Source organism: Corallococcus macrosporus DSM 14697, assembly GCF_002305895.1.
GTDB lineage: Bacteria > Myxococcota > Myxococcia > Myxococcales > Myxococcaceae > Myxococcus > Myxococcus macrosporus.
Window position 1 is genome coordinate 5,512,011 of the sequence record NZ_CP022203.1, and the last position, 13,394, is coordinate 5,525,404.

The 13,394-nt window shown below is 71.2% G+C and carries 7 protein-coding genes and 2 pseudogenes; 3 read left to right on the top strand and 6 right to left on the bottom strand.

What is annotated here, in order from left to right; translation table 11 throughout:
- Positions 1-7: 7 nt before the first annotated feature.
- The 3 genes and pseudogenes from MYMAC_RS22100 to MYMAC_RS22110 all read right to left on the bottom strand — a co-directional run bounded on the left by MYMAC_RS22100 (position 8) and on the right by MYMAC_RS22110 (position 6,444).
- A pseudogene (locus MYMAC_RS22100) lies at positions 8-4,166 on the bottom strand (valine--tRNA ligase).
- A 64-nt stretch (positions 4,167-4,230) separates the two neighbouring features.
- Positions 4,231-5,512 (bottom strand): annotated as a pseudogene (locus MYMAC_RS22105) (response regulator).
- 116 nt (positions 5,513-5,628) lie between these two features.
- Positions 5,629-6,444 carry a chemotaxis protein CheW gene (locus MYMAC_RS22110; protein ID WP_043711626.1) on the bottom strand — a complete coding sequence of 272 codons (816 nt, stop codon included), beginning with the start codon at positions 6,442-6,444 and terminating at the stop codon, positions 5,629-5,631.
- A gap of 50 nt (positions 6,445-6,494) precedes the next feature.
- Here MYMAC_RS22110 and MYMAC_RS22115 point away from each other — a divergent pair, with 50 nt between their 5' ends.
- Positions 6,495-7,868, top strand: a complete 1,374-nt coding sequence (locus tag MYMAC_RS22115) for a GGDEF domain-containing response regulator (RefSeq protein WP_095959525.1) — start codon at positions 6,495-6,497, stop codon at positions 7,866-7,868.
- Positions 7,869-7,874: 6 nt separating this feature from the next.
- On the opposite strand, the gene encC is transcribed toward MYMAC_RS22115, so the two are convergent.
- Entirely contained in the window at positions 7,875-8,267 is a 393-nt protein-coding gene (gene encC / locus MYMAC_RS22120; RefSeq protein WP_013941067.1) for an encapsulin nanocompartment cargo protein EncC, read from the bottom strand.
- A 150-nt stretch (positions 8,268-8,417) separates the two neighbouring features.
- On the opposite strand from encC, the gene sinK reads away from it, so the two are divergent.
- Both sinK and sinM read left to right on the top strand, forming a co-directional pair.
- A complete protein-coding gene (sinK, locus tag MYMAC_RS22125; protein WP_157757533.1) occupies positions 8,418-9,935 on the top strand; it encodes a hybrid histidine protein kinase/response regulator SinK in 1,518 nt (505 codons plus the stop codon).
- On the top strand, positions 9,932-11,017 hold the full coding sequence (gene sinM / locus MYMAC_RS22130; RefSeq protein WP_095959527.1) for a signal integration modulator SinM: 1,086 nt from the start codon (positions 9,932-9,934) through the stop codon (positions 11,015-11,017). Before sinK ends, sinM begins: the two co-directional genes overlap by 4 nt.
- A gap of 129 nt (positions 11,018-11,146) precedes the next feature.
- On the opposite strand, the gene groL is transcribed toward sinM, so the two are convergent.
- The gene (gene groL, locus MYMAC_RS22135) at positions 11,147-12,787 is read right to left on the bottom strand and encodes a chaperonin GroEL (RefSeq protein WP_095959528.1); all 1,641 of its coding nucleotides are present in this window, start codon (positions 12,785-12,787) and stop codon (positions 11,147-11,149) included.
- A 168-nt stretch (positions 12,788-12,955) separates the two neighbouring features.
- On the bottom strand, positions 12,956-13,312 hold the full coding sequence (locus MYMAC_RS22140) for a response regulator (protein WP_043711631.1): 357 nt from the start codon (positions 13,310-13,312) through the stop codon (positions 12,956-12,958).
- Positions 13,313-13,394: the final 82 nt, after the last annotated feature.

The following is a 13,394-nucleotide window of genomic DNA, read 5'->3' on the forward strand; positions in this document are numbered from 1 at the left end:
CCTCCTGCTACCGCCGGGACTTTGCCCGCGCTTTGGATTTCGCCCCGGTGGCCTTCTTCGCCGGAGCCTTCTTCGCGGGGCCTTCCGGCCCGCCGCATTCTTCACCGGCTTCCGGGTGGCGGCAGCGCCCTTCTTCGCGGCCCCCTTCTTCGCCGCGACCTTGGCGGGAGCCTTCTTGGCGGCGGCCTTCTTCGCCGCGCCCCTGGCCGGAGCCTTCGTCACGGCGGCCTTCTTGGCGGCGCCCTTGGATGGAGCCTTCTTGGATGGAGCCTTCTTGGCGGCGCCCTTGGCTGGAGCCGCCTTCGCGGTCCCCTTCTTCGCCGCGACCTTGGCGGGAGCCTTCTTGGCGGCGGCCTTCTTCGCCGCGCCCTTCTGGGCCGAAGCCTTCTTCGCCGCGCCCTTGGCTGGAGCCTTCGTCACGGCGGCCTTCTTCGCGGCGCCCTTCTGGGCCGAAGCCTTCTTCGCCGCGCCCTTGGCCGGGGCCTTCGTCACGGCGGCCTTCTTGGCGGCGCCCTTGGCCGAAGCCTTCGTCACGGCGGCCTGCTTGGTGGCAGCCGTCTTCGCGGGGGCCTTCCGAGTGGGAGCCTCCGTCTCAGCGGCAGGCGCCTTCCTGGCGGCGGCCTTCTTCGCGGGACGCGCCTTCACCGGAGCGGCGGGCTCCACGTCCGAGGCGGCGTCCGTCACCGTGTCCTTCGCGATGGACGAGGCCTTCCTCACCGCGGCCAGCGCGGCCTTCACCACGGCCTTCGCGGTGGACGCCACCGTCTGGGCCGTCTCAGCGGCCTCGGACTCAGCGGCCTCCGACTCAGCGGCCTCCGTCTCAGCGACCTCCGACTCGGCGGCCTCCGACTCAGCGGTCTCCGACTCGGCGGTCTCCTCGACCTCGGCCGGCACCTCGCGGGCGTCACCACCGGCGCGCGCCGTGTTGAACTCCCGCATCGCGTCGTCGACGAGCCCCATGCTCATGTACGCCACGCCGAGGTCGTGATGGTCGGCCGGAGACAGGCCTTCCTTCGTCCCCGCGCGCAGCTTCTCCAGGGCGTCCTGCACCTGCGGATCGGCGGCCTCGGGCACTCCCCCCGCGGCCTCCAGCTCGTCCTTCAGCTCCTCCGCCAGGTCGACATTGCCCTGCACTTCCGCGTCCGGAGCGGCCTTCACCTCGGCCGGGGCCGCGGAGTCCTCCTCCTCCTCGGTGGACTCGGCGAGCGTCTCATACTCCGACTCGGTGTCCGCCTCGGCCGGAGCCGCCGCCTCTAATGGAGCGGCGCCTTCGGGCGGCGTGGCAGGCTCGGTCTCGACCTCGGCTTCGGTCTCGGCCTCGGTCGGGGGGGGGGCTCGGACGGCGGCGCTGCGGGCATGGCGGGCTCCGGGGCAATGCGCTGCAGATGGTCCTGAAGCTTGGCCTTGCGCTCCTTCAACTCCTCCACGCGGGCGCGGTCCTTCTCGACCACGTCCGGGGGCGCCTTGGCCACGAAGTTGGGGTTCTCCAGCTTGCGCAGCACACCGGCGGCCTCCTGCTCGGTGCGCGCGATCTCCTTGCGCAGGCGCTCACGCTCCGCGTCGAGGTCGATGAGCCCCGCCAGCGGCACGTAGATTTCCAGGTTCGTGCCGACGAAGGCCGCGGCCTGCGGCGGCTTGGTGCCGGGCGCGGAGATCTCCACGTCGGAGAGGCCGGCCAGCGGCATCAGGTACGCGCGCCAGCGCTCCAGCAGCTCGCGGGTGCGGGCGTCCGGGCTCTGCACCACCGCCTTCACCTTGGTGGCGGGCGGCAGGTTGCTCTCGCCGCGGATGGTGCGCAGGCCCTCGATGGAGGCGATGACCGGCGCCATCTCCGCCTCGGCGGCCTCGTCCACCAGGTCCGCGTCGGGCTCCGGGTACGCGGCGATCATGATGCTGTCCACCGGACGGGACATCGGCAGCTTCTGCCAGATCTCCTCGGTGATGAACGGCATGAACGGGTGGAGCAGGCGCAGGATGCGGTCCAGCGCGTACACCAGCACCGCGCGCGTGGAGTCCTTCGCCTCCGCATCCGTGCCGTACAGCGAGCCCTTGGCCAGCTCGATGTACCAGTCGCAGAACTCCGCCCACAGGAACTGGTACAGCGTGGAGGCCGCCTCGGCGAAGCCGTACACCTCCAGCGAGGCGCGAGCCTCGGTGGTGGCGCGCTGGAGCCGGGAGAGAATCCAGCGGTCCGCCAGCGTCAGCGTCCGCGCCTTCAGCGGGCGCTCATCCAGCGTGAACTCGCCCATGTTCATCAGGGCGAAGCGGCTGGCGTTCCACAGCTTGTTGCAGAACGCCTTGTAGCCACCGAGCCGGTCCATGGACAGCTTGATGTCCCGGCCCTGCTGGGTGAGCGACGCGAGCGTGAAGCGCAGCGCGTCCGCGCCGAACGCCGGCATGCCCTGCGGGAACTTGTTCTTCAGCGTCGGCGCGAGCTTGTCCGAGGTGGCGCCGAGGATGACGTCCAGGGGGTCGATGACGTTCCCCTTCACCTTGGACATCTTCTCGCCCTTCTCGTCGCGCACCATCGCGTGCAGGTACACGGTGCGGAAGGGCACATCCCCCATGAAGTGCAGGCCCATCATCATCATCCGGGCGACCCAGAAGAAGATGATGTCGTGGCCCGTCTCCATGACGGACGTCGGGTAGAAGGTCTGCAGCTCCGGCGTGTTGCGCGGCCAGCCCAGCGTGGAGAAGGGCCACAGCGCGGACGAGAACCACGTGTCCAGCACGTCCGAGTCCTGGATGAACGAGGACCCGCCGCACTTCGGACAGGACGTGGGCTGCTCCCGCGCGACGATGGGCTCCGCGCGCGCGAAGTCCACGCCGCCCACCTTCACCGTCGCGGCCTCCAGCGGCAGGTCGGTGTCGTCACCCAGACGCGGGCTGCACGCGGTGCAGTAGTACGCGGGGATCTGGTGCCCCCACCAGAGCTGGCGGCTGACGCACCAGTCGTGGATGTTGCGCATCCAGTGGAAGTACGTGTTCGTCCACGACTCGGGGACGAACTTCGTGCGGCCCTGCTCCACCGCCTCGATGGCCGGCTTCGCCAGCGGCTCGATCTTCACGAACCACTGCGGCGACAGGCGCGGCTCCACCACCGTGGCGCTGCGCTGACACATGCCGACGGACAGCTTGTGCGGCTCCTCCTTCTCCAGCAGCCCCTGCTCCTGGAGATCGGCCAGCACCTGCTTGCGCGCCACGAAGCGGTCCAGGCCGGCGTACTTGCCCGTCTCCTTCGTCATCCGCGCCGACTCGTCCAGGATGGACAGCATCGGCAGCTTGTGACGCAGGCCCGTCTGGTAGTCGTTGAAGTCGTGCGCGGGCGTGACCTTCACCACGCCGGTGCCGAACTTCGGATCCACCAACTCCGCGTCCGCGATGATGGGAATCTCACGGCCGCTGAGCGGCAGCACGACGTGCTTGCCAATCAGGTCCTGGTAGCGCTCGTCCTCCGGGTGCACGGCGACGGCCGTGTCGCCCAGCAGCGTCTCCGGGCGCGTGGTGGCCACGGTGAGCGTGCGGTCGGAGTCCTTCACCGGGTACCGGATGTGCCAGATGGAGCCGTTCTTCTCCTCGTGCTCCACCTCCAGGTCGCTGAGCGCCGTGTGGCACGAGGGGCACCAGTTGATGAGCTTCTGGGCCCGGTACATCAGGCCCTCTTCGTACAGCCGGACGAAGACCTCGCGCACCGCGGCGGAGGACTGCTCGTCCATGGTGAAGCGCTCGCGGCTCCAGTCCAGGGACGCGCCCAGGTAGCGGTGCTGCTCGCCGATGCGGGCGCCGAACTTGCCCTTCCACTCCCAGACGCGCTCCAGGAACGCCTCGCGGCCCAGGTCGTGGCGGCTCTTGCCCTCCGACTTCTTCAGCTCCCGCTCCACCACCATCTGCGTGGCGATGCCGGCGTGGTCCGTCCCCGGGAGCCACAGGGCGTTGAAGCCGCTCATCCGCTTCCAGCGGGTGAGGATGTCCTGGATGGTCGCCGTCAGCGCATGGCCGATGTGCAGGCTGCCCGTGACGTTGGGCGGCGGCAGGACGATGGAGAACGGCGGCTTGTCCGAGGGAGCCTCGGCACGGAAGTAGTCGCGCTCCAGCCAGAACGCATACTGCCGGGCTTCAACCTCGGTGGGCTCGTAGGCCTTCGAAAGTTCGGTGGTATCGGTCATTGAAAACGGCCGGCCCCGGAGACCGGGGCCGGCGGGAGGTCAGGAGGTTACGGTGCCAGGCGCCTCAGTGCTGGGTCTCTCGGTCCTTGATGAGCCGCTCGAGCTCCTCACGGATGATGGTCTCCGCGAGCTGCGGTACCACCTCCCACGCAATCTTCTCGATGACCTCGCGGGAGGCCTTGGAAAGCGCCTCGCGCAGCAGGGCCTCGCCCCCATCCGCGGCAGGCGCCGGGGCGGTCGCCGGCCGGGCCGCGACAGGCGCGGGCGTGGGCGTGGCGATGTCCAGGGAGATCTCCTCCGCGTCACCCTGGTCGGGCAGCGAGTCCTCGATGCTGATGGCCGGCTGGGCCGCGGCGGCGGGAGCGGGCGCCCCCAGGCCGAACGGATCCCTGCCCCGCGCGGCGGGCTGCGGCGCGGCCCCCGGAGGAGGCTGCGGCACGCCCGCGGGCGGACGGAACCCACCCGGCGCGGGCCCCCCGGCGGAGGCGGCACGCCCGGACGCGCCATGGCGCCCGGCCCCGGCGGCATGCCCGGACGCGGCGGCAGCCCCGCCCCAGGCCCCCCGGCGGAGGCGGCACACCCGGACGCGCCCCCGGCGGCATCCCAGGCCCCGGCGGACGCGCACCCGGCGGCATCCCAGGCCCCGGCGGACGCGCCATGCCCGGAGGCGGCACCCCAGGCCCCGGCGGACGCGGCGCGCCCGGGGCGCCCGGAGGCGGCATGCCGGGCCCCGGCGGACGCGCCATGCCCGGAGGCGGCGCGCCCGGCGGACGCGCACCCGGCGGCGGCATGCCCGCGCCCGGCGGACGCGGCACGCCCGGCCCCGGCGGAACCCCCGGACGGGCGCCCGGCGGCGGCGCGGGACGGGCGCCCGGCGGCACGGCGCCAGCGACGGGCGCGGGCGCGGGCGCGGCGGGCGCCGGCTGCGGCGCGGCGGGGCGCACCTGCGTGGCGGCCGACGCGGGCATCGTGTTGGACTTCTGGCCGACCAGCGCCTTCACCTTGTCGAGCAGCACCTGGCTCTCGAAGGGCTTGGTGACGTGGTCATCCGCGCGGGCGGCGCGGGCGCGGTTCTCATCGAAGGCCTCGAAGGTGCCCGCCAGCAGCACCACCGGGATGCCCTGGGTGGCCGGGTCGCTCTTCAGCGCCTCGCAGACCTCGTAGCCGCTCTTGCCCGGCATCATGACGTCCGCGAGCACGACGTCCGGACGCAGCTCGCGGGAACGGGAGATGGCGTCCAGCCCGTTGTCCACCGCGGTCACCTGAAAGTCCTCGGTCGCGAAGATCATCCCGATCACCTTGCGGATGGTGAGCGAGTCATCGGCGACCAGCAGATTCTTGGGCATCGGTTCGGGCCTCGGGGAGCATCCACTCCCCTGAATTCGTTGGTGATTCCCGCAGCGAGGGCTGACTCGCGGCAGTCTGATAAGCGGGGCAGCTTACGAGTTGCGCTCCGCGACGATCAAGAAAACATGCGCTGCAGGTCCAGGAACGCCACGGGCTCGCTCAACCCGGGAGCACGGAAGCTCCCCGCGGTGTCGTCCGGCTCGAAACGTTGCAGGACGCCGAGCACCCGCGTGGCCGTCAGCCCCACGTTCCGGCCGGCCAGCTCCGTCAGGACGATGAAGGGCTCCGGCAGGGGCTCCGCCCCCAGGAGCGCGGGCACCGAGCAGACGGGCCACAGCACCTGGTCATGGGGGAAGATCCCGGCCACCGGTCCGCTCTGCACCGGCAGGACGCTGAAGGCCTCGCCCCGGCTGATGACCTGGGACACCAGGCCCAGCGGAACGCCGAAGAGCCCGCCCTGGGACTCGAACACGAGCGCCCGCTCCGGCGCGGCCTCCGCCCAATGCACGGGCCGGGCGGAAACGGCCGCCGCCATGGAACCCACCCGGTGTGGCAGCGCCTCCGCGATGAGCTCCAGGTACAGCCGCGACTTGTGCAGCACCGCGCCCCGGCTCAACGGGGCCAACGAATCCGCCAGCCCCGGTGGCAGCAGGAAGAAGGGCGCGCGGGCCACGTCCGCCACCTCCACCACGGAGCGCACGCGCACCGCCAGCGTGGGGCTCACGTCGAGCACCACCACCATGCCCGGCCCCTCCTCCGGAGGTCCCCCCAGGAGCGCGCAGAGGTCCTTCACCTCCAGCACACCCCGCAAGCTGCTCCCGTTGGCGCCCGGCATCGCTACTTCCATGACAGACGTCGCTTCCACGGCGTAACGGGTTTCCCCGGCCTCTACGAGAAGACAGAGCCGACGGCCGCTTTCGAAGGGGGACACGGGGGGCGACCCTAGCAGCCTTCCGTCCGTTGATGCTAAGCCGATGGGAGATGGCCCGCATCCTCCTCGTCGACGATGAAAAGATCGCCCGCACCCTCTACGGCGACTACCTCACCGCCGTTGGGCACGCCGTCACCGCGGTGGGCACGCTCCAGGAAGCCAGGGAAGCGCTCGCGGGCGACCGCTTCGACGCGGTGGTGACGGACCTCATCCTCCCCGGCGGCGACGGCATGGAGGTCCTGCGGCACGTGCGGGAGCATCACCCGGGCGTGGAGGTGGTGGTCATCACCGGCCTGGAGAAGGTGGACCCCGCGGTGCGCGCCATCAAGAGCGGCGCGGCGGAGTACCTCGTCAAGCCGGTGGCCCCGGAGGCCCTGCAACACGCGGTGCGCCGCGCCCTCACCACGCGCGACCTGATGCAGGAGAACGCGTCGCTGCGCCGCCACGTGGCCATGCTGGAGGCGGGGCAGCGCATCGCCACCACCCTGGACCGCGAGAAGCTGGCCGCGGCCACCGCCAGCGCGCTGCAGAGCATGGCCTCCGCCAGCGCCGTGGTGCTGCTGGAGCGCGACTCCGCCTTCGCCCTGCGCCGCCACGGCACCAGCGGCCTGCCCACCGCGCTGGAGGAGCCGCTCATCGCCGAGCTCATCGGACGGCTCGCCAACGAGCGCGGGACGCGGGAGCTGGAGGGCCTGGACGCGCCCTTCCCTCGCGCGGTGTCCTTCCCCGCGCTGGAGGGGGACGCCGTGCTGGGACACGCGGTGCTCTTCTTCGGCGGCACGGGCGCGGAGTGGGCCGGCGAGACGGCCAGCTTCCTGGTGCGCAACTGGGCGCTGGCGCTGCGCAACCTGGGCCGCTTCGCCGCGGTGGAGGACCTGGCGTACGTCGACGACCTCACCCGCCTGTTCAACACCCGCTACCTGCACCTGGTGGTGGACCGCGAGGTCCAGGACGCGCTCCAGTCCCAGCGCACCTTCAGCCTGCTCTTCCTGGACCTGGACCACTTCAAGTCCATCAACGACACGCACGGCCACCTGGTGGGCTCCAAGGTGCTGGTGGAGGCCGCGCGCGTGGTGAAGGGCTGCGTGAGAGACCACGACGTCGTCGCCCGCTACGGCGGAGACGAATACGTGGTGGTGCTGCGCAACACCGACTCCGGCGGCGCGCTCAAGGTGGCCGAGCGCATCCGGCGCACCATGGAGACGCACAACTTCCTGGCGCGCGAGGGCCTGTCGCTCAAGCTCACCACGTGCATCGGCGTGGCCAGCTTCCCCGAGCACGCCCAGGACAAGGCCACGCTGCTGGACCTGGCCGACCGGGCCATGTACCGCGGCAAGCGGGGCTCGCGGAACGTCGTCTACATGGCGGCCAATGACCTGGAGGCCCCACCGGCCGAGCGCCGGCAGGCCCACCCCGCGACGTGACGCGGCCTAGCGCCGCAGGCTGCCCACCGTCAGTCGCTTCTCCGGGGTGACGTCCGCCGGAGACGGCTCCGCGCCCTCCTTGCCCACCGCCTCCACGGCCTCGTGCGAGGCGCCCGAGGTGATGAGCCGGTACTTCTCCACGGCCTCCTTCGCGTGCGCGGCCTGCTCCGGGTCCAACCGGGCGATGAGCTCCCAGAAGAGGGCCGCGTGCTCGCGCTCCTCGTCCATGACGTGCTGGAGGATGGCCTTGGCGTCCTCGTTGTCCGTCGCGTCGATGTGGGCGGCGTAGAGGTTGATGGCGTCCAGCTCCGCCTCGATGTTGAGCCGGATGGAGCGGGCCAACTCCGTGTCCGTCATCTTGCGGGGAACCAACGAGTGGAACGGGTTGGTCTGCGGCATGGAGGCCCTCCCGAGGCCGGTGACGCGATATCCGGTTTTCCCGGACGGCGTGAGGCGAACGCGGCCAGCATCCGCGCCGGGAAGGTCCGGGTCAACGGATTCCCTCCAGGTGCGTTGCGTACAAGCGGTTGCCTCCGCCATGCTCGCCACATGGAAACACCCGCGCCGCTCGCCCAACTGCTCCAGGCCGTGGAGGCAGGGGACCTGACGGCCGCGCGAACAGCGGCGGCGGCACTGCAACGTGCGGGGGCACACGCGTCACAGCTCGCGGCGGAGGTGCTGCACGAGCTGCGGCAGCCGCTGCTCGGCGTGAAGGCGTATGCCCAGCTCCTGGCGGAGGATGGCGCCGCCCCCGGGCCGCTGCGCCTGCTGCTGTCGCAGGTGGAGCGGATGGAGCAGATCGTCTCCGACTTCATCCGCCTGTCGAGCGAGCGGCCGGCCTCGCAGCAGCGCCTCTCCCTGGCCGCCCCCATCTGGGCGGCGGCGAAGCACTTCAGCATCAACCCGGACTCCTCGCGCATCTCCCTGGAGGTGGAGGCCCCGGAGGACATCACCATCCAGGGCAACGCGCGGCTCATCGAGCAGCTCACCCTGAACCTGCTCAACAACGCGCGAGACGCCATGTCGGGGCGCGGCCGGGTGAAGGTGGTGCTCACCACCGAGGGCGCCTCCCCTGCCCTCTACGTGGCGGACTGGGGCCCCGGCATCCCCGAGGAGCTGCGCGCGCGCATCTTCGAGCCCTACGTCACCGCCAACAAGCGCGGCACCGGCCTGGGCCTGTCGGTGTGTCAGCGCATCGCCCGTGAGCACCACGCGCGGCTCGAGCTGGCCCCGCCGAGCGTCCTCCGCGACGTCCCGCCCCCCGCCACCGTGTTCCGGGTGCTCTTCCCCGCCACGGACGCGCCGCCCGCGCAGAAGCAGCGGCTGCTGGTGGTGGATGACGAAATCATCATCCGCATGGTCTTCCGGGACCTGATGGGCAAGGAGTGCGAGGTCATCGAGGCGGCCAGCGCCGAGGAGGCCCTGGACCTGCTGCACCAGGCCCCGGTGGACCTCATCGTCACCGACAAGAACCTGCCCGGGATGTCCGGCCTGGAGCTGGCGCAGCAGGCGCGGCGGCTGCACACGGGCTCGCGCGTCATCCTGATGACGGGCTACCCCTCGCTGGTGACGACGCAGCAGGCGCTGGAGCTGGGCGTGGTGGACTACCTGCTCAAGCCCTTCGACGACATCCGCGAGGTGCGCGGCCTGCTGCGCTCCACGCTGGCCCGGCGGCCCGCGCCCGCGCCGCTGGAGACGGACCCCGCGATGCGCCGGGTGGACGTGCTGGAGGACAACCCGGCGGCGGCGGCGCAAATCACCCACGCCCTGACCCTGGTGGGGCTGGAGGCGCGCATCCTGACGACGACGGAGCTGGCCGCGCTGGCGCCGCCCGCGGGCGTGGTGGTGAGCTGGGACTTCTCGCCCGCCTATGGCCGCAAGGCGCTGGAGCTGGGCAAGGCGCTGGCCCAGGGCGCGCCCTTCGTCGTGCTGGCCGAGCACCTCACGATGGAGACGGCGCTGGAGTCCCTGCGCGCGGGCGCCGCGGCGTGCCTGCCCAAGTTGATGTCCGATGCCACGGCGCTCAGCCGCGAGCTGAACCGCGCCTTCAAACGAGAGGCCCCATGAGACTCGCGCTCCTGTCCGTCCTGCTGCTGGGTGTTGCTTGCTCCTCCGACAAGCCTCCAACGCAGGACCGGCGGGACGCGGGCACGGGCACCGAGGACGCGGGCAGCGAGGACGCGGGCAGCGGTGACGCGGGCTGTGAGCCGTTGGCTCCGGGCCTGGGGACGCCGCTGCTCACCGGCTTGAACACGCCCCGCCGGCTCGCGGTGGACGGCGCGGACCTCTACATCGTGGAGTCCCACTCGCTGAATCCCCAGCAGCCGCAGCCGGGGCCCGGTCGGCTCCTCCAACTGCCACGTGCGGGCGGTGACGCGGTGCCCGTGGCCACGGGCTTCCGGGCGCCGGACGCCCTCGCCGTCACCCCGGACGCCCTCTACGTGCTCGACCTGGACGGGCTGTGGCGGGTGGACAAGGCCACGGGCGAGAAGGACGCGCGGCCGCTCGACGCCACGGTGAACAACGTCACCATCGGCGGCACGGAGGTCCTGCCCGCGCGGCTGGGCGACCGGGACGTGCTCGTCATCGCGACGGCGCACCGCCGGCTGGTGCGCGTGGAGGCCTCGGGCGGCAACCGCCAGGAGCTCTACGCGGGCACGGGCTACACCCAGGTGCGAGGGGCGCGGGTGGTGGGCCAGGACGTCTGGTTCCTGGTCGCCGCGAGCGAGACGCCCGGCCTCTACAGCGTGCCCTTGGATGGCAGCGCCCCGGCGACGCTGCGCGACGGCAGCATCACCGCGGGCACCTCGCTGGAGGTGACGCCCACGCACTTCCTCGTCACCGAGGGAGGCGGCGGCAACGGCCGCGTGCTGCGCCTGCCCCGTGAAGGCGGCGCGGCGGAGGTCGTTGCCACGGACCTCCAGGGGCCCGCCTTCCCCGTGGAGCTGCACGGGACGCTCTACTTCAAGGACGTCAGCACGGGCGGCGCGGACTTCCTGCGCCGCGTGAGCGTCTGCTCGGCCGGTGGCGCCGTCGAGAGTGTGGGCCCGGAGGGCGTGGGCCCCGGCGGGCTGGTGGTGGACGGCGACACGCTGCTCTACACGTCCCAGGAGAGCGGCACCGGCGGCGTCGTGGGCCGCGTGCCCTGAGCGCTCCCTCTCACGACGAACCGCTGAAACGACAACGGCCCCGGCGCCTCGCGATGAGGCATCCGGGGCCGTCCGCTACCGAGGCTCAGGCGGCCCGGGACTCAAGCGTCCCGGCCCGCCCGAAGCGGCTCAGTAGTCCATGTCGTCGCCGCCGTAGTCCGGCGTGCCGGCGCCAGCGCCAGCCTTGGCCTTGCCCTTCGGGCGCTCGGCGACCATGGCCTCGGTGGTCAGCAGCAGGGACGCCACGGAGGCGGCGTTCTGCAGCGCGGTGCGCTCCACCTTCGTCGGGTCGATGACGCCGGCCTTCTCCAGGTCCTCGTAGGTCTCCGTGCGGGCGTTGTAGCCGAACGCGCCGGTGCCCTCGCGGACCTTGTTGATGACCACGGCGCCCTCGACGCCGGCGTTGCTGGCGATCTTCCGCAGCGGCTCCTGGAGCGCGCGCACGATGATGGCCACGCCGAAGTCCTGCTCGCCGCCCAGCTTCAGCTTCTCCAGCGCGGGCAGCGCGCGGAGGTAGGCCACGCCGCCGCCAGGGACGATGCCCTCTTCGACGGCCGCGCGGGTCGCGTGCAGCGCGTCCTCGACGCGGGCCTTCTTCTCCTTCATCTCCGTCTCGGTGGCCGCGCCGACGTTGATGACGGCCACGCCGCCCACCAGCTTCGCCAGCCGCTCCTGGAGCTTCTCGCGGTCGTAGTCGCTGGTGACGGACTCAATCTGCGTCCGGATGAGCTTGATGCGGCCCTCGATGGCCGCCTTCGTGCCCACGCCGTCCACGATGGTGGTGTTGTCCTTGTCCACCGTGGCGCGCTTGGAGCGGCCCAGGTCGGTCAGCGTCAGCGTCTCGAACTTGTGGCCCAGGTCCTCGCTGACCACCGTGCCGCCGGTGAGGACGGCGATGTCCTGCAGCATCTCCTTGCGGCGGTCACCAAAGCCGGGGGCCTTCACCGCGCACACGTTCAGCACGCCGCGGATCTTGTTGACCACCAGGGTGGCCAGGGCCTCGCCCTCGATGTCGTCGGCGATGATGAGCAGCGGCTTGCCGGCGCGGGCCACCTGCTCGAGCAGCGGAATCATGTCCTGCATCGACGAGACCTTCTTCTCGCTGATGAGGATGTAGGGGTCGTCCAGGACGGCCTCCATCCGCTCGCGGTTGGTCACGAAGTACGGGGACACGTAGCCGCGGTCGAACTGCATGCCCTCGACCACGTCGAGCGTCGTCTCGAGGCCCTTCGCCTCCTCGACGGTGATGACGCCCTCCTTGCCCACCTTCTCCATCGCGTCCGCGATGATGACGCCGATGGTCTCATCCCCGTTGGCGGAGATGGTGCCCACCTGGGTGATGGCCTTCTTGTCGGCGGTGGGCTTGGACAGGGTCCGCAGCTCGCCCACGACGACCTCGACGGCCTTGTCGATGCCGCGCTTGAGGTCCATGGGGCTGTGGCCGGCGGCCACCAGCTTGAGGCCCTCCTCATAGATGGCGCGCGCCAGCACCGTGGCGGTGGTGGTGCCGTCGCCGGCCTTGTCGGAGGTCTTGGACGCGACCTCCTTCACCATCTGCGCGCCCATGTTCTCGAACTTGTTCTCGAGGTCGATCTCCTTGGCGACGGTGACGCCGTCCTTGGTGATCGTGGGGGAGCCGAAGCTCTTCTCGATGACCACGTTGCGGCCCTTGGGGCCGAGGGTCACCGCGACCGCGTCCGACAGGATGCGGACGCCGCGCAGGATGGCCTCACGCGCGGACTGATGGAAGAAAATCTCCTTCGCTGCCATCGCAACCTCCTGAATTCACTGGGGGATTTTACTGGTACGACACGGGCCGTTAGCACTCGGCCATGGCGAGCGCCAACATAAGGGCCGGGCAAACGATGTCAACCAGGAAGGGTGGCCGTGTAGGCGAGCGGACGGCCCGGGGCACCCTGGCGGGCGGGGCGCCGTGGGCTATTGCGCGAAGCGGACCAGGGTGAGGAGCTGGCCCATGTCCAGGGGCTTGTGGAGCGTCAGCGCCACGCCCTTGCGCAGGCCGCGGTCCGTCACGGAGCCGTCCTCGCTGCCCGTCATCAGCAGCACCGGGACGCTCTGGAAGCGGGGGTCCGCCTTGAGCAGCTCCGTGAACTGGATGCCGTCCATATGGGGCATCACGTAGTCGGTGATGACCATGCTGACCTGGTTGCGCTCCAGCACGTCGAGCGCCTGGAGCGCGTCCGACGCCGAGTAGACCGTGAACCCATGCATCTCCAAGAAGCGAGAGAGCATCGTGCAGAGTTCGAGATCGTCATCGACGACAAGGATGTTCACGGGACCGAGCGCCGCACCAGGACGGGCGAGGGAACGTAACAGCCGTGCGCGGCGTTGACAACGAAGTGCGCGGCTTCATATG

What these genes read in the sequence shown, in the direction of transcription:
- sinM (WP_095959527.1), top strand. Translation starts at nt 9,932, where the DNA reads ATGAGACTCGCGCTCCTGTCCGTCCTGCTGCTGGGTGTTGCTTGCTCC.
- groL (WP_095959528.1), bottom strand. Translation starts at nt 12,787, where the DNA reads ATGGCAGCGAAGGAGATTTTCTTCCATCAGTCCGCGCGTGAGGCCATC.
- MYMAC_RS22115 (WP_095959525.1), top strand. Translation starts at nt 6,495, where the DNA reads ATGGCCCGCATCCTCCTCGTCGACGATGAAAAGATCGCCCGCACCCTC.
- sinK (WP_157757533.1), top strand. Translation starts at nt 8,418, where the DNA reads ATGGAAACACCCGCGCCGCTCGCCCAACTGCTCCAGGCCGTGGAGGCA.
- encC (WP_013941067.1), bottom strand. Translation starts at nt 8,267, where the DNA reads ATGCCGCAGACCAACCCGTTCCACTCGTTGGTTCCCCGCAAGATGACG.